20 protein-coding genes, 1 other RNA gene and 2 pseudogenes are annotated in these 24,345 nt (G+C 42.6%); 4 read left to right on the forward strand and 19 right to left on the reverse strand.

The features are described from left to right. Positions 1-286 (forward strand): annotated as a pseudogene (locus tag FXF62_RS09830) (low temperature requirement protein A); the annotation flags it as partial. Between the two features lie 63 nt (positions 287-349). Here the strand turns inward: FXF62_RS09830 and FXF62_RS09835 are convergent. Beyond that, positions 350-805 carry a GNAT family N-acetyltransferase gene (locus FXF62_RS09835; protein WP_148886912.1) on the reverse strand — a complete coding sequence of 152 codons (456 nt, stop codon included), beginning with the start codon at positions 803-805 and terminating at the stop codon, positions 350-352. A 72-nt stretch (positions 806-877) separates the two neighbouring features. Here FXF62_RS09835 and FXF62_RS10935 point away from each other — a divergent pair. Beyond that, positions 878-1,030, forward strand: a pseudogene (locus tag FXF62_RS10935) (SDR family NAD(P)-dependent oxidoreductase); the annotation flags it as partial. 272 nt (positions 1,031-1,302) lie between these two features. Here FXF62_RS10935 and groL read toward each other — a convergent pair. From groL to FXF62_RS09865, 5 genes are all read right to left on the reverse strand, one after another. Next, on the reverse strand, positions 1,303-2,925 hold the full coding sequence (groL, locus tag FXF62_RS09845; RefSeq protein ID WP_015605876.1) for a chaperonin GroEL: 1,623 nt from the start codon (positions 2,923-2,925) through the stop codon (positions 1,303-1,305). A gap of 24 nt (positions 2,926-2,949) precedes the next feature. Next, on the reverse strand, positions 2,950-3,231 hold the full coding sequence (gene groES, locus FXF62_RS09850) for a co-chaperone GroES (protein WP_048766103.1): 282 nt from the start codon (positions 3,229-3,231) through the stop codon (positions 2,950-2,952). 143 nt (positions 3,232-3,374) lie between these two features. Then, positions 3,375-3,626: a PTS subunit gene (locus tag FXF62_RS09855; RefSeq protein ID WP_262881642.1), complete on the reverse strand. Its 252-nt coding sequence runs from the start codon at positions 3,624-3,626 to the stop codon at positions 3,375-3,377. Next, positions 3,619-5,397 (reverse strand): ABC transporter ATP-binding protein, encoded by a 1,779-nt coding sequence (locus FXF62_RS09860; RefSeq protein WP_149518597.1) that lies wholly within the window; start codon positions 5,395-5,397, stop codon positions 3,619-3,621. The genes FXF62_RS09855 and FXF62_RS09860 overlap by 8 nt, the downstream gene beginning before the upstream one ends. Position 5,398: 1 nt before the next feature. Beyond that, on the reverse strand, positions 5,399-7,105 hold the full coding sequence (locus tag FXF62_RS09865; RefSeq protein ID WP_149518598.1) for an ABC transporter ATP-binding protein: 1,707 nt from the start codon (positions 7,103-7,105) through the stop codon (positions 5,399-5,401). Between the two features lie 158 nt (positions 7,106-7,263). Between FXF62_RS09865 and FXF62_RS09870 the strand changes: the two genes are divergently transcribed. Then, complete coding sequence (locus FXF62_RS09870) at positions 7,264-8,280, forward strand: NAD(P)H-dependent glycerol-3-phosphate dehydrogenase (protein WP_149518599.1); 1,017 nt, start codon at positions 7,264-7,266, stop codon at positions 8,278-8,280. 30 nt (positions 8,281-8,310) lie between these two features. Continuing rightward, positions 8,311-9,213 (forward strand): UTP--glucose-1-phosphate uridylyltransferase GalU, encoded by a 903-nt coding sequence (gene galU, locus FXF62_RS09875; protein WP_149518600.1) that lies wholly within the window; start codon positions 8,311-8,313, stop codon positions 9,211-9,213. A 105-nt stretch (positions 9,214-9,318) separates the two neighbouring features. Here galU and abpB read toward each other — a convergent pair whose 3' ends face one another. The 13 genes from abpB to FXF62_RS09940 all read right to left on the reverse strand — a co-directional run bounded on the left by abpB (position 9,319) and on the right by FXF62_RS09940 (position 24,052). Continuing rightward, positions 9,319-11,277 carry a C69 family dipeptidase AbpB gene (gene abpB, locus FXF62_RS09880; protein WP_149518601.1) on the reverse strand — a complete coding sequence of 653 codons (1,959 nt, stop codon included), beginning with the start codon at positions 11,275-11,277 and terminating at the stop codon, positions 9,319-9,321. Positions 11,278-11,560: 283 nt separating this feature from the next. After that, positions 11,561-12,244: a rhomboid family intramembrane serine protease gene (locus FXF62_RS09885; protein ID WP_149518602.1), complete on the reverse strand. Its 684-nt coding sequence runs from the start codon at positions 12,242-12,244 to the stop codon at positions 11,561-11,563. Next, complete coding sequence (locus FXF62_RS09890; RefSeq protein WP_149518603.1) at positions 12,228-12,764, reverse strand: 5-formyltetrahydrofolate cyclo-ligase; 537 nt, start codon at positions 12,762-12,764, stop codon at positions 12,228-12,230. The genes FXF62_RS09885 and FXF62_RS09890 overlap by 17 nt, the downstream gene beginning before the upstream one ends. A 20-nt stretch (positions 12,765-12,784) precedes the next feature. After that, positions 12,785-13,918, reverse strand: a complete 1,134-nt coding sequence (locus tag FXF62_RS09895) for an N-acetyldiaminopimelate deacetylase (protein ID WP_149518604.1) — start codon at positions 13,916-13,918, stop codon at positions 12,785-12,787. A 77-nt stretch (positions 13,919-13,995) separates the two neighbouring features. Next, the gene (gene dapD, locus FXF62_RS09900; RefSeq protein WP_149518605.1) at positions 13,996-14,694 is read right to left on the reverse strand and encodes a 2,3,4,5-tetrahydropyridine-2,6-dicarboxylate N-acetyltransferase; all 699 of its coding nucleotides are present in this window, start codon (positions 14,692-14,694) and stop codon (positions 13,996-13,998) included. Between the two features lie 123 nt (positions 14,695-14,817). Beyond that, entirely contained in the window at positions 14,818-15,636 is an 819-nt protein-coding gene (locus FXF62_RS09905) for a hypothetical protein (RefSeq protein ID WP_149518606.1), read from the reverse strand. Between the two features lie 78 nt (positions 15,637-15,714). Then, entirely contained in the window at positions 15,715-17,064 is a 1,350-nt protein-coding gene (locus tag FXF62_RS09910) for a hypothetical protein (protein WP_149518607.1), read from the reverse strand. A 556-nt stretch (positions 17,065-17,620) separates the two neighbouring features. Continuing rightward, a complete protein-coding gene (locus tag FXF62_RS09915) occupies positions 17,621-18,970 on the reverse strand; it encodes a glucose-6-phosphate isomerase (protein WP_149518608.1) in 1,350 nt (449 codons plus the stop codon). Between the two features lie 325 nt (positions 18,971-19,295). Continuing rightward, positions 19,296-19,381: signal recognition particle sRNA small type (ffs, locus tag FXF62_RS09920), an RNA gene on the reverse strand. Positions 19,382-19,419: 38 nt separating this feature from the next. Further along, a complete protein-coding gene (tadA, locus tag FXF62_RS09925; protein ID WP_187423890.1) occupies positions 19,420-19,887 on the reverse strand; it encodes a tRNA adenosine(34) deaminase TadA in 468 nt (155 codons plus the stop codon). A 296-nt stretch (positions 19,888-20,183) separates the two neighbouring features. After that, on the reverse strand, positions 20,184-21,761 hold the full coding sequence (locus FXF62_RS09930; protein ID WP_149518610.1) for an ATP-binding cassette domain-containing protein: 1,578 nt from the start codon (positions 21,759-21,761) through the stop codon (positions 20,184-20,186). Positions 21,762-21,900: 139 nt separating this feature from the next. Further along, the gene (locus FXF62_RS09935; RefSeq protein WP_149518611.1) at positions 21,901-22,545 is read right to left on the reverse strand and encodes an HAD family hydrolase; all 645 of its coding nucleotides are present in this window, start codon (positions 22,543-22,545) and stop codon (positions 21,901-21,903) included. 214 nt (positions 22,546-22,759) lie between these two features. Continuing rightward, positions 22,760-24,052 (reverse strand): adenylosuccinate synthase, encoded by a 1,293-nt coding sequence (locus FXF62_RS09940; RefSeq protein WP_149518612.1) that lies wholly within the window; start codon positions 24,050-24,052, stop codon positions 22,760-22,762. Positions 24,053-24,345: the final 293 nt, after the last annotated feature.

Genomic DNA, 24,345 nt, shown 5'->3' on the forward strand with positions numbered 1-24,345 from the left:
ATCTAATCAAAAGGGACTATTTCTAATTTACAGTCACTATCCTATTTTCATTGGACTTATTATGATGACCGTTTCGATGAGTTTTCTTCTGAATCCTGAAGCTAATCTTCTCTTTGCAACCATCTTCTCTTATATCGGATTTGGCCTCTTCCAAGTTGCTGTCCTAGTAAATGGGCCCTATAACAAACACTATCTTCGCTATTCGAAAAGTTACTACTGTGTCCAAGCGACACTCTATCTGGCTGCCTTGATTCTCTCTTTAATCTTTGCTTCTAATCCTATAATAGTNAGTTATTTTAATGAGTTTATAACATAAAAAAAGCTTTGTGAACCAAAGCTTTTTTACTTTCTATCTAAACTTTTTCATGATGTATTTTCGTACAGGTTCTTCAACCATTTGAACGATTTCAAATCCTTCTTTTTGGTAAAGATTCTGAGCTCTTTGATTTGCCTCGTAGACATTTAGAGAGACAGTATCTATGTCTCCATTTTCAAAGGCCAAACTAACAAATTTCCTTAAAGCCTGGCTACCTAAGCCTTGCCCCTGTTTCTGGGGGTTGATAAAAAATCTCCCAATATGAAGATTTCTGTCTTCTAGCCTGATTTTCTGGATAAGCCCGACAAACTCTTGTCCATCAAAGATTGAAAAGATTCCTTCCAAATCTTGCAAGACTTGAATTGTCAAGGGAAAAGGAATCATTGTTCCCATCCATTGTTCTTGAAAGGATTTGCCGAGGGAGTTAGACCATTGGCATACGAATTGAGCGCTTTCTATACTTACCTTTTCTTCAAAACGGATTGTCATCTTTTTTCCTCACCATCTTATCTGTGTTTCTCTATTATACTACTTCTTCCATTTTTTACGAATAGATAAGTGTATTATCTCACATTGTCAGAAGAAATCAGGGGTTTGACTGGCTACTATTTTAATGAGAAGAAAGTGAAGTCAGTATCTGAAAAAGCTAAAACTTTAATCACTTATTGTAATGATAGAATTGAGTTGTTCCAAAACAAGTCTGAAATAGTTTAGCTTTCTTACTCCTTGCTAAACAGCGTTAATTTTCAAAACTAAAGTATTCTCTACTGCTATAAGATTATTTGCCCCATTTTGAAATAATCACATTTACAATCACTCCAAACAGCTTTCGAAAATCATTTACATTTCAAACTTTTCATTATTTTACAAGTTTTCATTTCATTATCAACACAATAAAAAGACTTCAAACCATTGTTTTTGATCAATAGTTTGAAGTCTTTTTTACTTTATTGATTTCAAAAAAGTTGTACTTTCTTCTATGTGTCTTACATCATTCCGCCCATCATGCTTGGATCCATAGCTGGTGCTGCTGGAGCAGGTTCTGGTTTATTGGCCACAACAGCTTCTGTTGTCAAAATCAAGCTGGCTACAGAAGCGGCATTTTGCAAGGCTGAGCGCGTCACCTTGACTGGGTCAATGATTCCAGCCTCAATCATGTTGACCCATTCGCCAGTCGCGGCATTAAAGCCTGTACCTGCTTCAGAATTTTTCAGACGGTCAATGACGATTGAGCCTTCGAATCCTGCATTCAGAGCGATTTGACGGACAGGCTCTTCCAAGGCACGGAGAACGATGTTACGGCCTGTCGCTTCATCTCCTGTCAATTCAAGAGCAGCTACTGCACCCAGTACGCTGACAAAGGCTGTACCCCCACCGGAGACGATTCCTTCTTCCACTGCGGCACGAGTTGCGTTAAGGGCATCTTCGATGCGGAGTTTCATTTCTTTGAGTTCGGTTTCGGTTGCAGCTCCGACCTTAATCACAGCCACACCGCCGGACAATTTAGCCAGACGTTCTTGCAGTTTTTCCTTGTCAAACTCAGAAGTCGTGCTTTCGATTTGCGATTTGATAACTGCCACACGATTGGCAATGGCTTCAGGGTTGCCAGAGCCTTCCACAATCACAGTGCTGTCCTTGTCAACAGTGACTTTAGAAGCTTGTCCAAGTGCTTCAATGGTCGCATCTTTGAGCTCCAGACCAAGGTCTTCTGTAATCACTGTACCGCCTGTCAAGATGGCAATGTCTTCCAGCATAGCCTTGCGACGGTCACCGAAACCTGGTGCTTTAACAGCCACTACATTGAAGGTACCACGAATCTTGTTAAGAACCAATGTTGGCAAAGCTTCACCATCCACATCATCTGCAATAATCAAGAGCGGACGGTTGGTTTTCAAAATACTTTCCAACAATGGCAGAATCTCTTGAATATTAGAAATTTTCTTGTCTGTAATCAAGATATAAGGGTTATCCAGATCAGCCACCATTTTTTCACTATCCGTCACCATGTATTGAGACAGGTAGCCACGGTCAAACTGCATTCCTTCTACGACATCCAGCTCTGTTTCCATACCTTTGGACTCTTCGATAGTGATAACGCCATCATTGCCAACTTTTTCCATAGCTTCAGAGATGTACTCGCCGACTTTCTCGCTGCGAGAAGATACGGCAGCAACCTGAGCAATCGCTTCTTTGTTAGAAACCGGAATCGCAGTTTCTTTCAGAGCGCTGACAGCAGTCGCAACTGCTGCTTCAATCCCGCGGCGGATACCGATTGGATTAGCACCAGCAGTGACGTTTTTGATTCCTTCTCGAACAATAGCTTGGGTCAAAACAGTAGCAGTCGTTGTTCCGTCCCCAGCAATATCATTGGTTTTTGAAGCAACTTCTGATACCAACTTAGCACCCATATTTTCGAAATGATCTTCCAATTCAATTTCCTTGGCAATGGTCACACCGTCATTGGTGATAAGGGGTGAGCCAAAAGATTTTTCCAAAACAACATTGCGGCCTTTAGGGCCCAAGGTTACCTTGACAGTATCTGCTAAAATATCCACACCACGAACCATTGCACTGCGTGCATCTGATGAAAATTTAATATCTTTTGCCATTTTTAAACCTCTTTCTTAGATTTTTTACTCCACAATTGCAAGAATGCTTGCTTCTCCAACAACCAAGAATTTCTCATCCTGATCTTTGACTTCAATGCCAGCATGGCTTTCAACTAAAACCTTATCACCTGGCTTAACACTTGGTGCAACCAGCTCTCCGTTCAACGTACGGATCCCTTGGCCGACTGCGATGACTTTCGCTTCTTTTGTCGCGTCTTGTCCTGCACCAGCAATGACAAAGCCACCAACTTTCTGTTCTTTTTCTTCTACTTTTAAGACCACACGGTCACCTAATGGTTTTAACATCTTTATTCCTCCAAAGATTGAATTTTAGCACTCAATGACACCGAGTGCTAATCTATAGTTATTATTTTATCACTTGGTCAGAAATAGTCAAGAAAAAACTTTGCCGAATGACAAAGTTTTTGGGGGAAAGTTAATTGGAATCCTTATTGAGCTAACTTCAGCTTCTCTTCAAAATCATCAATGACCTTTTTCAGATTCAGTCGACCCTTGTAGATGCCATAGCCAAAAACTAGCATGGCAAGGATGCCCAAAATAGCCAAGATAACACCGATGATGAATAGAAGCAGATTGGTTCGATGAAAGAGATAGATCAGGACAAAAGCGATTGGCTCCGTCCAGACAAAAAACGAAGGTATTGTTATAAAATACCTTCGTTTCTGTAAACATTTATTCAAATACAAATTGATTGTGGTAGAGTTCCGAATAGAAGCCACCCAGTTGTAGCAGTTCCCTGTGGCTACCTCTTTCAATGACTTCCCCGTCTTTTAAGACAATGATTTGGTCAGCATTCAATATAGTCTTTAAGCGGTGAGCGATGACAAAGCTGGTCCGTCCTGCCACAATGGCCTCCATCGCGCTCTGGATCTTGCTCTCGGTTACCGTATCAACGTTGGAGGTGGCCTCATCCAAGATCAGCACTTGAGGATCGGTCAAAAGGGTTCGAGCGATTGAAATCAATTGCTTTTGACCTGTTGAAAAGATGTTTTGATCATCATCTACGATTGTGTCGTATTTATCAGGCAAGCTTTCAATATACTCGTGAATATGGGTAGCACGCGCAGCGATTTCAACCATCTCCTGACTTGCATCCGGCACTCCAAATCTAATATTGTCTCGAATGGTTCCGCTAAACAAGACAGAATCTTGCAAAACGATACCGACATGACTGCGCAAGCTATCCAAGTCATAGTCTCGGATATCGCGTCCGTCAAATTCGATGCTGCCCTTATCCACATCGTAAAAGCGATTGATCAGGTTCATAATAGTCGTCTTGCCTGATCCTGTCGGTCCTACAACGGCAATCATCTTCCCTTTTGGCGCTGAAATGGAAACATCTTTCAAAATCGGTTTGCCTTCTACATAAGAGAAATCCACATGTTTTATTTCGACACCTTCTCTCAGCTCAGTAAAGGCTGGAGCATTCTGCGGGCGCACTTCCTCAGGCGCATCAAACATTTCCTGAATCCGATCCGCACCAGTGAAAGCCAGCTGCAGACTTCCCCAGCTTGCCGCAACCTGAATGATAGGCTGATAGTATTGTTGAGAAAACTGTGTAAAGGTTGAAATCAGACCAATGGCTACTGAGGTCTTCACATTAGGATCATTGAGCATAATGGCTGAACCTACAAAAATCACGATAGCCGTATTGATCAGGCTCATTCCGTTCATGACAGGAAAGAGCAAGCCAGCAAAAGCGCGTCCTCTGAAAGTAGCTGACCGAACCTTATCATTTTGCTGGACAAAGCCTTTGATGACTTCTTCTTGCATTCCCTGCACAATGACTACCTTCTGGCCGGAAATCGTCTCATCCATATAAGCATTGAGCTGACCAACTTCTTTTTGCTGCAAGTCTGTGTACTTGCGAGCCAGCTTGACGATGGACACCAAGACAATGATGGCTACTGGCGTACTGGCAATCGTCACCCAAGCCAAGGTCGCATGCCGCATAAACATGATGATAATCAGACCAATGTAAAGAGCGATATTGCTCATCACTTGGACTAGGCTCTCGTTGAAAGCCTGCAAGATATTATCTAAATCGCTGGTAAAACGTGACAAGATATCCCCGTCTTGATGGCGGTCAAAGAAGGAAACGGTCAAGCGAGCCAATTTTCCAAAGAGACCCTTACGCATTTCATTGGTTGAGTAAGAAATGATCCGACTCATCAGCAGCATGTAAATCAAGCTCGATAGCGAAAGGAAGATGAAAGCCAGCGCCAAATTCCACATGATTCCTTGAAAAGCGGCAAAGGCCGAAACATCACCTGAAGCAAGCTTGCCACTCGCAAAAGCACTGCCCAACTCCACCAGCTCACTGATGGCGAGACCAGTAAAAATCGGAAAGAGAACCTGTAAAACCGTAGAGATGACAATCATAATCATGACGACCAAAAAGGCCAGTTTATACTGTTTGAAATATTGCCAGAAAAATTTTGCTGTCTTCATATTAGTCCTCCTTTCCTTTTTGTGTCTCATAAATTTCTCGGTAGACATCATTTGTAGCGACCAAGTCTGCATGTCTACCTTGGCCAATCAAACGCCCTTGATCTAGTACCAAAATCTTATCCGCATGGACAACGGAGCTAATCTTCTGGGCAATAATGATGGTTGTGGTTCCCTTCAAATCCTTGTTCAACGCCTCTTGAACCAGCTTTTCGGACTTGGCATCCAGAGCTGAAGTCGAGTCATCTAGGATTAGAATATTAGGATTGCTGACGACACCACGTGCGATGGACATTCTTTGCTTTTGTCCACCAGAGAAATTGTTTCCCCGTTCTTCGACTTGGCTGTTGTAAGTATCTTCCATGCGATTGATAAACTCGCTCGCCTGAGCAATGCGCGCCGCCTGTTCTAACTCTGGCAGGCTAGCATTTTGCTTTCCTTGACGCAGATTGTCCGCAATCGTTCCCTTAAATAAAATAGCTTTTTGCAGAACGATGGAGACATTTTTTCTCAGCGATGCTTCACTAATGTCGCGCAAGTCCTTGCCACCAATCTTGATAGAACCTTCCTGAGGATCAAAAAGGCGTGGAATAAGCTGGGCCAGAGTTGATTTTCCTGCTCCCGTTGCTCCGACAACACCAATCATCTCTCCTGGTTTAACTTCAAAGCTAATATCCTTGAGCGTAGGCTCTGTATCTGTCGGATAGGTAAAGGTCACATGGTCAAAGACCAGACTACCTTCCAAATCTTCTTCAGCTTCATTCTTGAAGGTCATCGCTGGCTCTGTATCCAAGACCTCCTTGATCCGCCGAATCGAAACCATAGCACGCGTAACGGTATTGCCCAAAAAGCCAACCATGATAATAGTAAACATGATTTGATTCAAATAAGAAATGAAAGAAACAATCGAGCTGACCAAGCCTGGATCCATCTGTATCATGCTAGATAAGAGCCACATGGTCAGATAGACAGCCCCGTAGCCGACGATCATCATCATTGGTTGAACGATCGAAAAGGCATAGCCAATAAAGAGATTTTGCTCCAAAAGTTCATCTGAAACTTGCGTAAATTTCTGATACTGCTCTCTCTCCTGCACGAAAGATTTGACGACACGGACACCACGCAGGTTTTCTTTGGCAATCGAATTGATCTTTTCTAAGAGAACTTGGAATTTGGCAAAGCGTGGACCCATCAAGCCCATCATCACTCCTGTCAAAAAGAAGACCAAAAAGACCATCAAAACAATCACCCACCACAAGGAAGGAATGGTCACCACCGCCAAAATAAAGGAACCTAAAAATAAAATAGGCAGGCGGAATAAAATCTGAAACATCATCATGACCAAATTTTGCACTTGGTTGATGTCATTGGTCATTCGGACGACGAGATTCCCTGCATTGAACTGTTCAATATTGGCATAAGAGAAGGTCTGGATTTTCCGAAAGGTTTTTTCCCGTAAATCCGACGACACACCTTGGGAAATATAGGCTGCCAGAGTCACATTTGCCCCACCAGCGAGCAAGCCAACCAGACCAAAGCCCAGCAACCAAGCCCCCAAACGATAGATTTCTTGCCGATTTCCTGTCAAAAGAGCATTCAAGACATCTTTGAGATACAAGGGCTGCAACAGCGAGCTAGCCAGCATCAGCGATGTCATCAGAAGAGATAAAAAGATAAATAATTTATAGGCTGATAAAGCTTTTCTGAACATAATTCCTCCTCGTAGATTTTTAACTTTGTTTAGCTTCCTTACTATATCACACATAAAAACAATGTCAAGTAAGAAATTTCAGTTATTATATGGTACAATATAATAAATAACTCTAAAAGCAAGTGAGTCCTTTTGTGGGTCTCGTACAAGGAGAAAAGATGGATAAACAACGAATTGCTGTGATTGGCCCCGGTTCTTGGGGAACGGCTCTATCGCAAGTCCTCAATGATAATGGCCATGAAGTCCGGATTTGGGGCAATATTGCAGAGCAGATTGACGAGATCAATAACCAGCATACAAACAAACGCTATTTCAAAGATGTTGTTCTAAGCGAAGAAATCAAGGCTTATCACGACTTGAAAGATGCTCTAGAAAACGTAGATGCTGTACTTTTTGTCGTGCCGACCAAGGTGACCCGTCTGGTAGCCAAACAAGTTGCGCAAACCTTGGATCACAAGGTAAAAATCATGCATGCATCCAAGGGACTGGAACCTAATAGCCACCAACGGATTTCAACTATTCTGGAAGAGGAAATCCCTGCTGACTTGCGTAGCGAGATTGTCGTTGTTTCAGGTCCTAGCCACGCTGAGGAAACCATCGTTCGCGACATTACCCTGATTACCGCAGCATCTAAGGATCTTGAAACTGCTAAATATGTACAGGAACTCTTCAGCAACCACTACTTCCGCCTCTACACTAATACCGATGTCGTCGGCGTAGAAACAGCAGGTGCTCTGAAAAATATCATCGCAGTTGGAGCCGGAGCTCTCCACGGACTGGGCTATGGTGACAATGCCAAAGCTGCCATCATCACACGCGGTCTGGCTGAAATTACTCGACTTGGTGTCAAACTGGGAGCCAACCCTCTGACTTACAGCGGTCTTTCTGGTGTCGGCGACTTGATTGTCACAGGAACTTCTGTCCACTCTCGCAACTGGCGGGCCGGAGATGCGCTGGGTCGTGGCGAAAAATTGGCTGATATTGAATCCAACATGGGCATGGTTATCGAAGGAATCTCTACTACCAAAGCCGCCTACGAACTAGCTCAAGAGCTCGGTGTCTACATGCCAATTACCCAGGCTATTTACAAGGTCATCTATGACGGCCATGATATCAAAGATGCCATCCATGATATGATGAGCAATGAATTCAAAGCTGAAAATGAGTGGTCTTAAGTTACAGTATTTTTTATAAAGGAGAAAATTATGTCAAAAGTCAGAAAAGCAGTCATCCCTGCAGCCGGTCTCGGTACCCGCTTCTTACCAGCCACTAAGGCACTAGCCAAGGAAATGCTGCCCATCGTTGACAAACCAACTATTCAGTTTATCGTCGAGGAAGCTCTCAAATCTGGAATCAAAGACATTCTGGTTGTCACAGGGAAGTCAAAACGTTCCATCGAGGACCACTTTGACTCCAACTTTGAACTAGAATACAACCTTAAGGAAAAGGGCAAGAACGACTTGCTCAAGCTGGTGGATGAAACCACTGGTATTGGCTTGCATTTTATCCGTCAGAGTCATCCACGTGGACTCGGGGATGCCGTCCTTCAAGCTAAGGCCTTCGTCGGAAATGAACCTTTTGTGGTCATGCTAGGTGATGATTTGATGGATATTACCAATGACAAGGCAGTGCCACTCACCAAGCTACTCATGGATGACTATGCAGCAACCCACGCATCTACCATTGCAGTTATGCAAGTTCCTCACGAAGAAGTCTCTGCTTATGGCGTTATTGCACCGCAAGGCGAAGGCGTCAATGGCCTCTATAGCGTTGAAAAATTTGTCGAAAAACCAGCACCAGAGGATGCACCAAGTGATTTGGCCATTATCGGTCGCTACCTGCTAACGCCAGAAATTTTTGAAATCTTGGAAAAACAAACTCCCGGCGCTGGTAATGAAATTCAGCTGACTGATGCCATCGATACCCTCAACAAGACTCAGCGCGTTTTTGCCCGTGAATTCAAAGGCGACCGCTATGATGTCGGCGACAAGTTTGGCTTCATGAAAACTTCTATCGATTATGCCCTCAAACACCCTCAGGTTAAGGATGATTTGAAGCAATACATTATCGATTTAGGCAAAAAATTAGATAAGAAAACGAAAAAATAATAGAAGTGCACAAGCAATAGATTAGCTGATGCGTCAGCTTTTATCATCGTACAGAAAAACACCTAGATTTACTAGGTGTTTTTCACTTGTTGTTTTGATTGGGACTCATTTGGTAGTAACAAAGGTTTCTACATTCTTGAAATTTTTTCCATTATCAGAATTAGCCGCATACCCAAAACGATTATTTGGATTCCCTTCTGCATTCGCAACTGTTATTTGTGGAGCCTGACTTGGTGCTTGAGGAGTCTGGCTTTGTACTTGAGGCACTTCAGTACGAACAGATGGTTGTCCAAACACTTGCACATTTGCTTTAGCTGCAGATCCAAAGCGATTGTTTGGATTCCCTTCTGCATTGGCAGGAATATCATGTGTTGGAGGAGCTGCAGTATAATCTGGTGCTGGAATGATAGTTTTATTTGCATCATCCGTAATTTGTGGTTTTTGTGGTGGCTTCGGAGTATCCGGTTTTTCAGGTGTTGATGGATCTTGTTTATCGTCTGGTTGTGAAGCACGATAAGGATCAGACTTACGTCCAGCAGCTTCTAAACGTTTTTCCATCAGCTTTTCATAGTCCTTGAAGTGTTGGAAAAGTCGATCTGACATTTCAAGAGAATCTTTAGTCACTTTACCTTCAGTAGCCTTCGCAGCATCTGGTTGATCTTTCAGTGAATAGTTCTCAATATCTTTTTTCTCTTGATCAGCGATAAATTGTTTTTCCATCAGCTTCCAATGGTCTTGAACACTCTTGCCAAAGATATCTTGGTTCTTGATAGCCATCTGATCAATGTGCCATACTGTCCAGTACCATGAATTTGGATCGTAGGTAGCTGTCTGTGGTTTGAAGGCCTTGTAAGTATCCTGAACATTGCCATAGAAAGGCACATATGGTGTGTTACGTGATGGTCCCAAACCGAGCCAAACTTTACCACCGAAAGATTTTGGCAGTTTCGGATCAATTTGGTAGACATGGGCATCGATAACATTTTCATTACCTAAAGCGTATTTGTACTGATCTTTACGAACAGCATCATTTGCCCCATCATCACCTTGTTTCTTAACGCCAATTTGATCATCTGGTACGAAACGGCCATTCAAATGTTCAAAGCGGTTCCGTTGCATAGCAAAGGCATCTTCAAGAGTGAATTTCTTGTTTGGATCTGTTGGAGAGCGGAAAAGCTCGTACTCCTCATCCTCGTAAGTAATTTTAGATTTTGGATCAAGCAGTGTGATTCCTGCATAAGTACGAGAACGGTCGCCTTCTGCATATTTTTCAGGTCCGTATGATTTAGCAATATGGAAATTACCATCTTTATCTGTCTTGTAGTTTCCTGCTTCTTTGGCTACTTTCTCTACATCTTCAGAAGCAATAACATTTTCTTTGTCCTTCAAATCTACATGGCCAAGGTAATAAGTATTAGCAAATACTGCGTACTTATCTTCAGGAACTTTCACGGCTACGTATTGGTGGCCAGACAAGATTTCCATGTACCAAGTCTCTTTTTGATCGGCAACCACCACTGTATTCCCTTCAGCAGAGCCCTTTTCTTGAATGACTTTTCCAAGCAACTCAATTGCTTCACGAGCTGTTTTAGCACGAGGTAAAATCACATCTAACATAGCAGCTTCGGCCAAGCCATCTGCTTTCAGAGGATCTTTCTCAAGAACCTTTTTATTTGGAATTGCTGTAACTGTGGATGACATAGAAACACCTGCTTCATTAAAGCCATGTTCTCCAAAAGCACCGTTACTACCATCACCACGCGCAGAATCATAGGTTGCAGTATATTTCATTTCGCTGGCTGCACGTGGATAGGTGAAACCATTGGACTCATCCACAATCTGGTCGCCTTCCTTATATTTCTTAGCTTCCACAACAACATAGTTTTTGTTATGCTTGCCACCATTCGGGTAGTAAGGATAGTCTTCTGTCCGACCAAAAAGTGTTGATCCATCCTTGGTCAAATGCCGACCAATAATGAAGCCACAGCAGGCTTGCACAGCTTGGATAGGTAAGAGCATGATTGCCATTAATGAAATAGCAATTTTAAAGATTGTCTTCTTCATTATGAACTCCTTTTTGTTTTTTGGGGATGCCCCCTGATGTTTATAGTTCTAGTATAGTCCTTTTTAGGTCTTTTTGCAAGCGCTTACAAAAATGTTTTTTTATACCTTTTACAGATAGAAAATAGAGAAAACATACATTGATGAAAAAGTAGAGATAGAAACATTCCTAGTTTATTCCTGATTTATGACTTATTATGAGCCTTTAAAATAAAATCCCTTACTTCATAAAAATCATATTTATAAAAAGAATACCACTTTAAAAAGCGGTAATTGAGTTCATTTCTTAAAAAATTGGTCGTTGAAAAGTCAGAAGAATCAAAATAGCTGCTAATCCAAGGTAGGCTGCCAGTGATAAAAACCGTTGAGACTTGCTAAAAGCGTAGCGCTCTCCCGATACTGGTAAGATCACAGCTCCTAAAGCTCCGCCGACTAGACCACCCAAGTGACCTGCAAGGCTAATTCCCGGTAAAAAACTCATGACCAGATTGACAGCTAGCAGGCTCATATAAGATTGGCCCAGCTGCTGTAGATAGTAGTTTCGCGTAGCATAACGAAGCACAACAACGGAAGCAAAAATACCAAAAAGAGCAGTAGACGCTCCGGCTGCCAGGCTATTGGGTGAAAAATAGACAACAAATAAATTCCCCATCGCTCCTGACATTAGATAAAGAATCAAGAATTTCCAAGAGCCAAAGATAGCCTCAATCTGTCGACCAATAAAGTAGAGCGTCAGCATATTGACCACAAAATGCTCCAAACCAATATGGATAAAAATAGCAGCAAAAACCCGCCAAAACTGCTCCGGCAACGCTTGAATCGTGTAACCATGCACAGCTCCGAAGTAATACAAGGCTTCGGAACTGCTGTATTGAAAACCGTAGGAAAGAAACATCAAAACGAAAACAAGGCTCGTTAGGATAAGCAGGATACTTGTCACAGGATAGTCTCTATCAAAGATTTGTTTCATAAATGAGTAACTTCTTTACTGCGACATCATGTTGAGCTGGTGTAAAATCTGCCTGCTGGACTGCATAAATAGTGCTGATGCTTGCTCCTTTATAATCAGCCAGATAACGGTCATAGTAGCCGCCTCCGTAACCGATCCGAAAGCCTTGAGAATTGAAAACCACACCCGGCACATGAATCAGATCAATCTCCGTCTTCTCCACAGCCTCTTCGCTCGTCGGCTCCATAAGGCCAAAAGAGCTCTTTTGCAGGCGGCTTTCATCATAATCCACAAATATCATCCGACCCCGGCCATAGGTTTTGGGCACCAAAACCCGCTTGCCGTCCAACTGTGCCTGCTTGATAACAGCTGCAGTTGAGACTTCATGCGGCATAGAGAGGTAGGTTGCTATAACCTCAGCCTCTTGATATGCCTTTGAGTTGAGCAAGCTCTGGGTCAGCCAGCTGTCTGCCTGCTCTTTTTCTTTTCCTGAAAGTTTCTTCATCTGGTTCAATACAGCTTGTCTCAACTCTTTTTTCATGCAGCTCGTCCAACCTTTCTTTATCTTTCGTTGATTTTATAATCTAGGAATTTCCCAATCTTTTCAATAGCAAAGGGCAGGGCTGCCTCGTCTGGTGTCATCTTGGGATGATGGAGGGCATAGGGACTGTCCACTCCCAGCCAGAACATGACGCCCTTGACCTTGCTGAGCAGATAGCCAAAGTCCTCGCCTGTCATAGCCGGCGCAATATCAATCAGCTGTACTCCTTCTTCCTTCTGGAAAAAGTCCATCAATTCGTCTGTCAGACTAGGATGATTTTCCACAGGCAGATAGCCGCCTTGTTTAAGCTCCAAGTCCAATTCCAGATCGAAACTTTGGGCTATGCCCTCTGCTATTTCCCGTAAGCGCTTCTGAGTCAAGAGGTTCATTTCCTGAGTCAGAGTCCGAATGGTGCCATGCAGAAAGGCCGTTTCTGCGATGACATTGTTGGTCGTGCCAGCATGGAGCGAACCAAAGGTCACAACCGCTCCCTCGATCGGATCGACATTGCGACTGACAATGGTCTGCACCTGGGTGATAAAGTAGCTAGCTGCCACCAAAGCATCATTGGCTTCATGAGGAAAAGCCGCATGACCGCCCTTTCCCTTAAAAGTCAGCTTAACTTCACAGGTCCCAGCAAAGAGGGTTCCTCTGTTAGTGGCAATATCGCCGACCTTAAGGTCCGGTCGCACATGAAGACCGTAAAATTCATCTGGCAGCCAGTCGCCAAAGGCACCGTCTTCATACATAAGCATACCGCCAGCTTCATTTTCCTCTGCAGGCTGAAAGAGAAAGAGCAGATTGTGGGTAGGCTGAGTGCTCACAGCTTGTTCCAGCAGGCCTAGGGCAACAGTCATATGCATATCGTGTCCGCAGGCATGCATCCGGCCCTCATGGGTACTGGCAAAGTCCAGTCCTGTATCCTCCACAATCGGAAGACCATCAATATCTGTTCGCCAGCCAATCGTCTTATCCGGTGAACTTCCCTTGATAAAGACCAAAATACCCGTCCGCCAAGTTCGGATTTCCACAAAGTCTAGACCTGCTGTCAGTCCATCAATGACCTGCATCAAGTAAGTATGGGTCTTGTATTCTTCCAGACCGATTTCTGGTATCTGGTGCAAATCACGGCGAATTTTCAGATAATCAAGCATTATTTCTTTCCTTTAAAATCTTGTCAGACCAGTCAGAGCGTTGGGCCACACCCAATCAATTCAAATTTATGTTATTTTTAAAGAGTACGCAGAGCATCTTCCAGAGCTGTCTTCTGCTGGGTCTTCTCGTCAATGGTCTTGATGACTCGTGCCGGAACGCCAGCAACCACTACGTTTTCCGGAACATCCTGGGTCACAATCGCACCGGCCGCAACAACGGAACCACTGCCAATTTGTACACCTTCAATCACAACCGCATTGGCACCAATCAGCACGTTATCGCCAACCCGAACTTGCTCAGCACTAGCCGGCTCAATGACTCCCGCCAGAACCGCACCAGCACCGATATGACTGTTTTTGCCGACAATAGCTCGGCCGCCCAGAATAGCACCCATATCAATCATGGTCCCAGCACCAATTTCTGCGCCGATATTGATGACTGCCCCCATCATGATGACAGCATTATCACCAATTTCGACTTGGTCACGGATAGTAGCGCCCGGCTCAATGCGGGCATTGATGTCACGCTTGTCCAAAAGCGGCACCGCTGAGTTGCGGGCATCCTGCTCTACGACATAGGTCTTATTTTCCTCTAAGTTCGCTAGGAGTGGCTTGATTTCTTCCCAATCTCCAAAAAGAACATTGCCTAGCTTCACAACAGACCAAGGAATCGATCCGTGCAATTCTCCATCAAAGGTTACCTTGACAGGAGTTTTTTTCTTGGCATCAGCGATAAATTTGATGATTTCTTGAGCATTCATTTTCGTAGCAGACATGGCGTCACCTCTTTGTTCTTTCTATTCTTTGTTGGGAGAGGAAAGTCCCTCTCCTATCTCTTTTATTTCTCTATTATAACACAATTCGGTTATACAGTTAGGACTTTATTAGCAACTAGTATGCTATTTAGACTCTTGAACTTTATTCAAATGAAATTGTCCGTCCTTGCCCTTGACAAAGTTTAAATGGAAGAAGGTTTTATCCTCTGCCCTATAGCCCATAGACATACTGTAATATCCTTTCACCACTGCTTTGTAGTAGTTGTTGGAAAGTCCCAAATGTTCTATCACTTCTAGATCAGTGATGCCATTTTCTTCATCTGACGTCATTCCCTTAAGGAAGGAAAGCCGTTCCCCCGTCAAATCCTCATTTTGATAAATATTATAAGCTATGCTGGTAAGATGTAGACCTGAACCAAAATCCCAGAATTGAAAGACGGCAAAGCCTCCTCCCTTCAAATCATAGATCAGTGATAATAATTTATCCTTCTTGCCAATCACCGTTTCATCGCTGCTTTTAGCTAAACCATGTTGGCGAACAAAATCGGACACTGTCATATTTTTATCCTCGTCCTCTTCAATCTCATACTTTATAAAATCCCTTGGTTCCCAATCCAAAACTTCAGCATTTGGAGAAGTATATTTTGATTCTGTGCTTATGAACTCATTCTTTCGGTGAGAATTTGTCCAATTCCCAATTAGGACGAGTAGTCCTATCACAACACCTAGCAGGGCGACAGCACTCACTACCCTGAAAAAAGGGGATTTTTGTGATACCTTTAGTTTCCTAGACTTCGTTTTATGAATTGGTTTGGATAAAGCCTTTGTCTGTTCGAGGGCAACTCCTCCCCGTTCCCGCTGATTCTTGATCGACGAAGTGTTTCTGGCTTTAAACTTGGATTTATGTTCCCGCCTCAATGCTTCTAAATTTCTATCTTTCACCTTTTCACCTATCAACTAAAAACTTGATTGCTCATTCCCTTTCTACAAACGGCTGATTCTCCTGCTAGGCAAGTGCTACTAAGCACCTGCATCTCCCGCTTCACTTTCCAAACCTGAACTCTCTGTCAATTGGTAGCTTTGAGAGTTTTTATTTTCAAAAGAAAAACCGACCTCCTGCCCATCCTCTAAACGGTAATAAATCGATAGAGTAGCATTGCCCAAGATTCCCCCATTCCAATCAAGGCGCTCTGGAAGTCCCAACTGACTGACAATCTCTTGGTAGGTCTTTCCTTTCTCTATACCAGCAAGTTCTTGACGAGTGAGTTGAGCATTTCGGTTTGGTAGATGCGCACTACTGAGATGCGTACATTTTAGGGACTGCAACTTAGGAGTTTCAGAAGGACCAAGATAGCTCTTAAAAGAGAGGTTAACTTTCGCTTCCGTCCCTGCTTGTGAATAGTTTAAAGCTATCGTCTTAATTAGGTCATCTTGGTTCGTTTCCCTACCAGACTCAGCTTTCCCTAACTTTGCAACCACCTCGTCGACCTTTGTCAGATTTGGAACCGATGAAGTGAAGTCTGAGAACAAAGAAGTGACATCATCATAGGTAAGATGAAACTGATACTCTTCTTTTTTAGCAATCCATTCTGGACGATTAGCAGATTTTAAATCCTGATTCTTTCCATATGAGTCTAACATACGAGAAATAGCTGCAGCTTTTTCTTTATCTCTTGCCTTTTCCATCTCTAGCCATGTTTTTCCAGTCTGAGCCAAAAAAGCCATAATCCCCAAACTAGAAAGTAGCATCACCCTTATCTTAGAAAAGATTCCTAGTTTTTTCTTCTTAAACTCTACTTTATCTATCTCTCTAGCAAGCTCATTAGCGCTTATTCGCGGAGAAAGCTTTACCTGTTTTGCTTCCGTTATAAGGCCTGACATCGGCTGGCTAGCTTGATTTCCACGAAAGACTTGATTTTGTTTTTTAGCTTTCAGTGATTCTAAACTAGAAATGAGACGCTTCAGCTCTCTCTGCTTTAATTCCAACAAATTCTGTGATAGAAGCGACAGAGGCTCCTTTACCTGCTGAACTCCTGCTAACTGCTCAGAAAACACCGGCTGGTCTTGAGGACTTGTTTTAGCCCCATAGCCATTTTTATCCTCTATCGAAGAGACAGCAGACGGCTCATTGCTTGAGCTCTCTATTGGAAAGACCACTTTTGATGGAGACGAAACAGAAGGACGAGGATGATTTTCTTTTGGTCCTCCCTGCACTTCTTTCAGTCCAGCAGATGGTTTGATATGTTTGTCTTCCTTGGTTTTCCATTTGGATAGAAAGGATGATTGGCTATTGGCTGGCTTTTTCGTTTGATCCTTCTTGAATTTCGATTGATGTTTCTGCCTCAAAGCTTCCAGATTTCTCTTTCCCATAACTCCTCCTCATCTATTGACTATTCTATCATTGAAAAGACGACTCTATTAACAGTTCACAATGCCTCTTCGCTGAATGCTACTATTCTCTTTTCTATACCATTCATACTGAACAATATCCAGCGATTGTATGCACCATGAAGCTTGCTATACTAATATAACTTTATTCCAGTATATCATATTTTGAACCGGCTTAGCTTGAAAGCACACAAGCAAAAAGGCACGAACTCTCGTCCGTGCCCACGAAACCAACTATATATGACTATTTTTGTTTCACCTTTTCAGCCAATAATAACTTCATCCGAACTCCTTTCCAATCTTGGTCCTCTGCTTTTCTAGAAGCGTCCAAATAGCAGCAAACTCAATTTTCTAGATAAAAGTCTATCACATTGCTACTGCATCTTCTCTGATTGTAACATATAATCAGGGAAAGGAAAACCATCGCTGAGTGGATAAATAAGTGAAAAACCCAGATAGCGAGCTGGCTAACAAAGCAGGCTAGCAGTTGATTTTTAAAAGAGCAAAAAACCTCCCCGAAGGAAGGTTCCATGCTGCATTATAGGCGTGCATTCAATTCTGCACCAAGCTCTTCAAAGCCTGGTTTGCCCAGCAAAGCAAACATATTTTTCTTGTAAGCTTCAACACCTGGTTGGTCGAATGGGTTGATGGCATTCAAGTAGCCTGAAAGAGCGATTGCTAATTCGAAGAAGTAGATGGTATAGCCAAGAGTGAAGGCATCTTGCTCAGGAAGGGTTATATACATGTTTGGTACGTCACCGTCTGTGTGGGCAAGAAGAACACCGTCAGTCGCTTTTTTGTTTACAAAGTCAACGTCTTTACCTTGAAGGTAACCGAGTCCGTCAAGGTCTTCTTCCAAAGTAGGAATAATCACGTTCTTACGTGGTTTGTCAACACGGACAACAGTTTCAAACATGATACGAGTTCCTTCTTGGATAAATTGACCAAGTGAGTGCAAGTCAGTTGAGAAGTTAGCTGAAGTTGGGTAGATACCTTTTTGGTCTTTCCCTTCTGATTCACCAGCCAATTGTTTCCACCATTCTGAGAAGTATTGAAGTGATGGCTCGTAGTTTACCAAGATTTCAGTTGCATAGCCTTTGCGGTAAAGGATGTTACGAACGGCTGCGTATTGGTAAGCTTCATTTTCAGCAATCTTGTCTGAAGTATAATCTTTACGAGCTGCGTTAGCACCTTCCATAAGGGCTTTGATGTCAGCACCTGATGCAGCGATTGGAAGCAAACCAACTGCTGTCAAGACTGAGAAACGTCCACCGATGTCATCTGGAACCACAAATGTTTCCCAACCGTTGGCATCTGCTTCAACTTTCACAGCACCTTTGACGCGGTCAGTTGTTGCATAGATCCGTTTGTTGGCTTCTTCTTGGCCATATTTCTTAATCAAGAGTTCTTTGAAGACACGGAAAGCAATCGCTGGTTCAGTTGTTGTACCTGATTTAGAAATCACGTTTACTGAGAAGTCTTTGTCTGCTACGTACTCTACCAAGTCAGCAAGGTAAGTAGAGGAGATTGAGTTCCCAGCATAAAGGATTTGTGGGGCCTTGCGCTCTTCTTTTGTTTGCAAGTTTGCAAAGTGGTGGTTCAAGAAGTCGATAGCTGCTTTGGCACCGAGGTAAGATCCACCGATACCGATCACAACCAAGACATCGCTGTCTGACTTGATTTGCTCTGCAGCCTTCAAAATGCGGTCAAATTCTTCACGATCATAGTTTTCAGGAAGGTCCAACCAACCTAGGAAGTCGCTACCAGCACCTGTTCCTTTGCGGATCAATTCGTCTGCTGCAGTTACTTGTGCTTGCATGTATTCCACTTCATGTGGGGCAACAAATTTATCTAAAACTTTTGAATAATCAAATTTAATATGTGACATGATATTCCTCCATTTTTTCTTCCACTCTATCATATCGCTTTCATACTTTTTTAGCAAGTAATTCCTTCAATGAAAACGCTTTAATATAAAATTTTGTTAATTTTTTACAATTTTGCAAATCCTAGACCAGAAGCGAACGCAATCGTTTGCGCAATCTGCTATTTTTACCAGAAAATTCCTGCCCCCAATTTCATGAGCAAGTTGAGATTTTCAGCGTCCTTTAGGCTTGATTGATTCAACATTGGAACCTAGTTCTCGCTTCGCTCAAACTACGTCAATGTCTCTAAACTCATCTTCCTCCTTCGGAGTTGATTCGTTAAGAGGCATAGAAAAAGAGCACACAGTTCACTTCGCTTAGGGCTGCTGGATTCCTCCCCTGACCCGCTTCACGCAGAACTGTTGCTCCACTAATTAGTATAACACAAACTTTCTTTTTTGGCTAATTTTCTTTACTTTTTCCTACGATTTCTGAAAAAGTTCTGCATAATCGCCGCACATTCTTCTTCTAAAAGGCCGCTTTCAACCTCTACGCGATGATTCAACCGCTCATCCGTCAGAATATCGTAGAGACTACCCCCAGCCCCAAATTTCTGATTTTTCGCCCCATAGATCACCTTGGGAATTCGAGCCAAGCCGATGGCGCCACTGCACATGACGCAGGGCTCAATCGTGACAAAAAGCGTCGTATCCAGCAGACGCCAGCTATTTTCCTGCTGATTGGCCTCTTCAATGGCCATGATTTCCGCATGCATGACTGCCCGCTGCAACTCCTCACGCGCATTATGCCCGCGTCCGATAATCTGACCATCCTTGACCAAGACACAACCAATCGGTATTTCATCATTGGCAAGGGCAATCTCTGCCTCCTTCAGAGCTTCCCTCATAAACATTTCTTTTTCCTCTATCGTGTAGTCCATCTCTTCCCTCTTCCTTTCAGTTCCTTTGTTCATTATACCACAGGCAGCTTATAACTCACAAAAAAGCCGCCGATTGGGCGACTCTTATGGGAGATTATTATGAAAAAGTTTAGGAGGTTTAAACAAAGTTAGGAGGTCTTTGTTCATGCTTCTAGTATAGCTGGCCTATCTTAAATAAAGCTTAAGCTCTCTGAGTATTGATGATTTTGGAAATATCGCCACTTAGAATCTCAAAAATATCAGACAAATTGCTGGCTTACTACTCTTTGTCGCAGAAACAACTATTGTGACATCACTCATCCTTTACGTAACTCAAGGATTTGGTCATAGCGCTCTTCTTCATCAATATGATGGGCTATTTCCAGCACAGTGATCGGTAAAGAAAAGATCAGGTCTCTAACCAGACGACTATTTTTTTCATCCAAAGCTGATGTCACTTCGTCCGCTAATAAAATATCCTTCTCACGTAAGAGAAAACGAGCTAATTCCAATCTGACACGTTGACCTCCTGAAATGTTTTCACCATTATTATGAATCTCTACATTCAAAATATCCTGAAATTCATCTATTAAGCCAACTCGGCCCAATACCTCCAATAATTCATGATCCTGAAAAGGCTGACCAAAAGTTAGATTATAGCGGATAGTATCGTTAAACAGGAAGGGATGCTGACTAATTAAACCGATATTCCTTTGGAAATGACTCGTTATCTGATTGCCATTATACTGAACGAAAATGTCTCCCTCATCACATACTTCTTCTCCTAAAATCAAGCGAAAAAGAGTCGTCTTACCAGACCCACTCGGCCCTTTGATTAAGACCTTCTGACCTACTGAAATCGTCGCCGTCAAATCAGAAAAAAGTTGACGTCCAGCAAAGCTTTTTGAAATATGATTTAATCGCAAAGATTCAAGATTTTCGACAAATTGATCCCTTGTCTCTTCAAAATCAGGTTCTTCTTCGATAATTTTAAACAGGCGGTTCGCAGTTGGTAGGGCACCTTGGAGATTGGCTGCACTGTACATCAGAGTTTGAATCGGTTCGACCAGCATCCCCGCAGCCACATACATAGAAATAAGGCTTGTGATGGAAATAGAATTCCCCTGCAAACTCAAATAAAAGCCTAAAGCAAGAGGAACAACCTGACTAAAAAAGATCATAAAACCATTAAAGAAAAAAATAATATTATGTGTAAAACAAAATCTTTGGATGGCTCTTTGATATTCTCCGTTTAAATCATTCACTCGCTCTTCATTCAGCTTCATGGCCTGATTAATCCGTAAGGTTTGGCTGCCTTGCATACTATCTGAGACAAGCCCATGTAATTTTGTTCTAAGTTTGGACCAGCTGTCTCCTGAATCTTGTAAACGACGATTCATGATGAACTGAGGAATTGGTCTCATAATCGTAAAAATCACAAAAATAAGTCCTAAGAGAAAATTTTGTGAAACAATGTAAATGGCTGTGACAAGGGCTACAAATCCCCAACTCACCATAACATTTATATTTTCTAAATAATTATCACCCACATATTCCATATCTTGAGTTAGCAGACTAACTTTTTCATCATTGGAAAATTTAGGATTCAATATGACCTTTTTAAATAAAAGAGCACGGACACTTTTGTTAATTTCCCTTCGAAAGATATTGTGCGAATGGTTTGAAAACAGCATCAGACTATAGATAACAAGATAGACAGACAAACCAAATAAAGCAAAATTGAGAATCTTTTCATAAGAAAGGCCGTCTTGATCCAACTTCAAAGCCTTTGTTAAAATCAGAGGTTGCGCCAACACCAAACCACTATTCACAATACGCCCTAGAAAAATAGGAAAAAGGTACTTCTTATCAATGTACTTGTAAATATTTCTCATAATCATCACCTATCAAAATAGAAAAGTGCAGATTCTAATAGATATCGTGACAAATTCACATCGTCACTTTTTTATCTGTGCAATTTAATTATAACTATTATACATTTATTGAAATAGTAAATCAAGAATCTCTAAAAGATTAGCCTATAAAAGCTGCAATATCGCTAACTTCTTGGGCAATATAGGTGGCGCCGGCTTCTTCCAATTCTTCCCTGCTACCAAAGCCATAAAGGACACCGATAGAATCAATCTTTTGCGCCTGAGCGCCAAGCACATCATGCTCCCTGTCTCCAATCATGATGGTATGCGCCAAGTCTGTAATCTGATTTTGTTCTAAGGCATACTGGATAACATCGCTTTTTTTACTACGTTTTCTGTCCATGGTCGCGCCAGCGACAAAGTCAAAATAGTCATATAAACCAAAATGTTTGAGAATTTGAATGGAAAATTCTTCAGGTTTTGACGTAGCTACAATCAACTGTTTGCCAGCCTGCTTGAGAGAAGCCAACAAGTCAGGGATACCTGGATAGACCTCATTTTCAGAAAGGCCTTTTTCAGAAAAGTACTCATGATAGTAGTCAATGGCCTTTAAACATTCTTCCTTAGAAAATCCATAAAAGCGCTCAAAAGAATCCTGCAAGGGCGGACCGATAAAAACTCTTAATGCTTTCTTGTCTGGCACTTCAATCCCATATTTTCCTAAGGCATAGGCCACCGAGTTAGTAATCCCTAGTTCTGAATTGGTCAAGGTACCGTCTAGGTCAAATAAAATCGTTTGATACATTTTTTCCTCTTTCTGTTTTCCAAAAGAGGCTGGGACAAAAGTCCTAGCCTCTCAATTGTCTTTTGATTGTCGAGCAAGACGCAGTGGTTGAGTGGGCTCTACTAGGCTGATTTCATCAGCTTTTAGAGCCTTACTCAACTGTGCAGAGGTGGGACGACGAAATCGAATTCTAACGAATTACCGATTTCTGTCCTACTCTCTTGTCTTCATTTGCTTATAAACTTGACCAAACACTTTCCAAGATATTGGTTTGCTCGCGACCTGGTCCGACTGAGAAGGTCGAAATGCGGACTCCAACCAGCTCGCTGACACGACGAACATAATTGCGGGCATTTTCCGGTAGGTCTTCTAGGCTGCGGACACCAGTGATGTCTTCTGACCAACCTGGCAATTCTTCATAAATTGGCTTGCAGCGTTTGAGCTGCTCCAGACTTGCTGGATAGTGATCGATTCGCTCCCCATCCAAATCGTAAGCCACGCAGACTTTGACTGTATCCAGACCACTCAAAACGTCAATGGAGTTGAGAGAAAGGTTGGTAATTCCTGATACGCGGCGGCTGTGACGCATCACAACGGAGTCAAACCAGCCCACACGACGTGGACGGCCAGTCGTTGTACCGTATTCATGACCCACTTCGCGAATGCGTTCGCCCACTTCATCAAAAAGCTCTGTTGGGAATGGTCCATCACCGACACGGCTAGTATAGGCCTTGCAGACACCAACAACCTTGTCAATTTTGCTCGGACCAACACCTGAACCAATCGTCACCCCACCAGCAACTGGGTTAGACGAAGTTACAAATGGATAGGTACCTTGGTCAATATCCAGCATAACGCCTTGAGCCCCTTCAAAGAGGACACGCTTGCCTTGATCCAGAGCGTCATTGAGGATGACAGATGTGTCAGTCACATACTGCTTGATTTGCTGACCGTATTCATAGTATTCTTCAAAAATATCGTCAATGTTCATAGCTTGGCTATCGTACAATTTCTCAAAGAGACGATTTTTCTCAGCTAGATTACGCTCCAAGCGCTCTCTGAAAATGTCTTTATCCAAGAGGTCTGCGATACGGATACCAACACGCGCAGCCTTGTCCATGTAGGCAGGGCCGATTCCCTTGATCGTCGTACCAATTTTATTGTCTCCTTTAGCTTCCTCTTGCAGGCGATCCAGCTCGATATGATAAGGCAGAATGACATGGGCACGGTCTGAAATACGCAAATTATCTGTAGTAACACCTTCTTGGTGCAGATAAGCCAACTCCTTGACCAGAGATTTAGGATTGACCACCATTCCATTTCCAATCACTGAGATCTTTTCTGGGAAGAAAATTCCTGACGGAATCAAGTGCAATTTATATTTTTTCCCGTTAATCACAATCGTATGTCCAGCATTATCACCGCCTTGGTAGCGGGCAATCACTTCAGCATTGGCCGAAAGGAAATCCGTAATTTTCCCTTTTCCTTCATCTCCCCATTGGGTTCCTACAACAACAACTGATGTCATAATTTCGTCTGAGCTGCGAGAGCTCTTCCTTTCTTAATCTACAAGGCAGGAGTTTCACCTGCAAACGTATCTTACACTTTATTATAAGAGAATTTTGATTTTTTTTCAAGATTGGGCGACTTTTGAATTTGGATTTTCGCTTTTAAAAGCGAATTACTCTTTTCTAAAATTTCTATTTTCCTGAAATAATTCCACAAAACGCCAAGAAAAGTTCGGAAATCTCTCAGAACCGTAGTGAATAGTTGTTTTCTGACCTTTTTTATAATAGACTGAAAGTACCATATTAAGGACGG

This window comes from Streptococcus cristatus, from assembly GCF_008369405.1.
GTDB classification, from domain to species: Bacteria; Bacillota; Bacilli; order Lactobacillales; family Streptococcaceae; genus Streptococcus; species Streptococcus cristatus_G.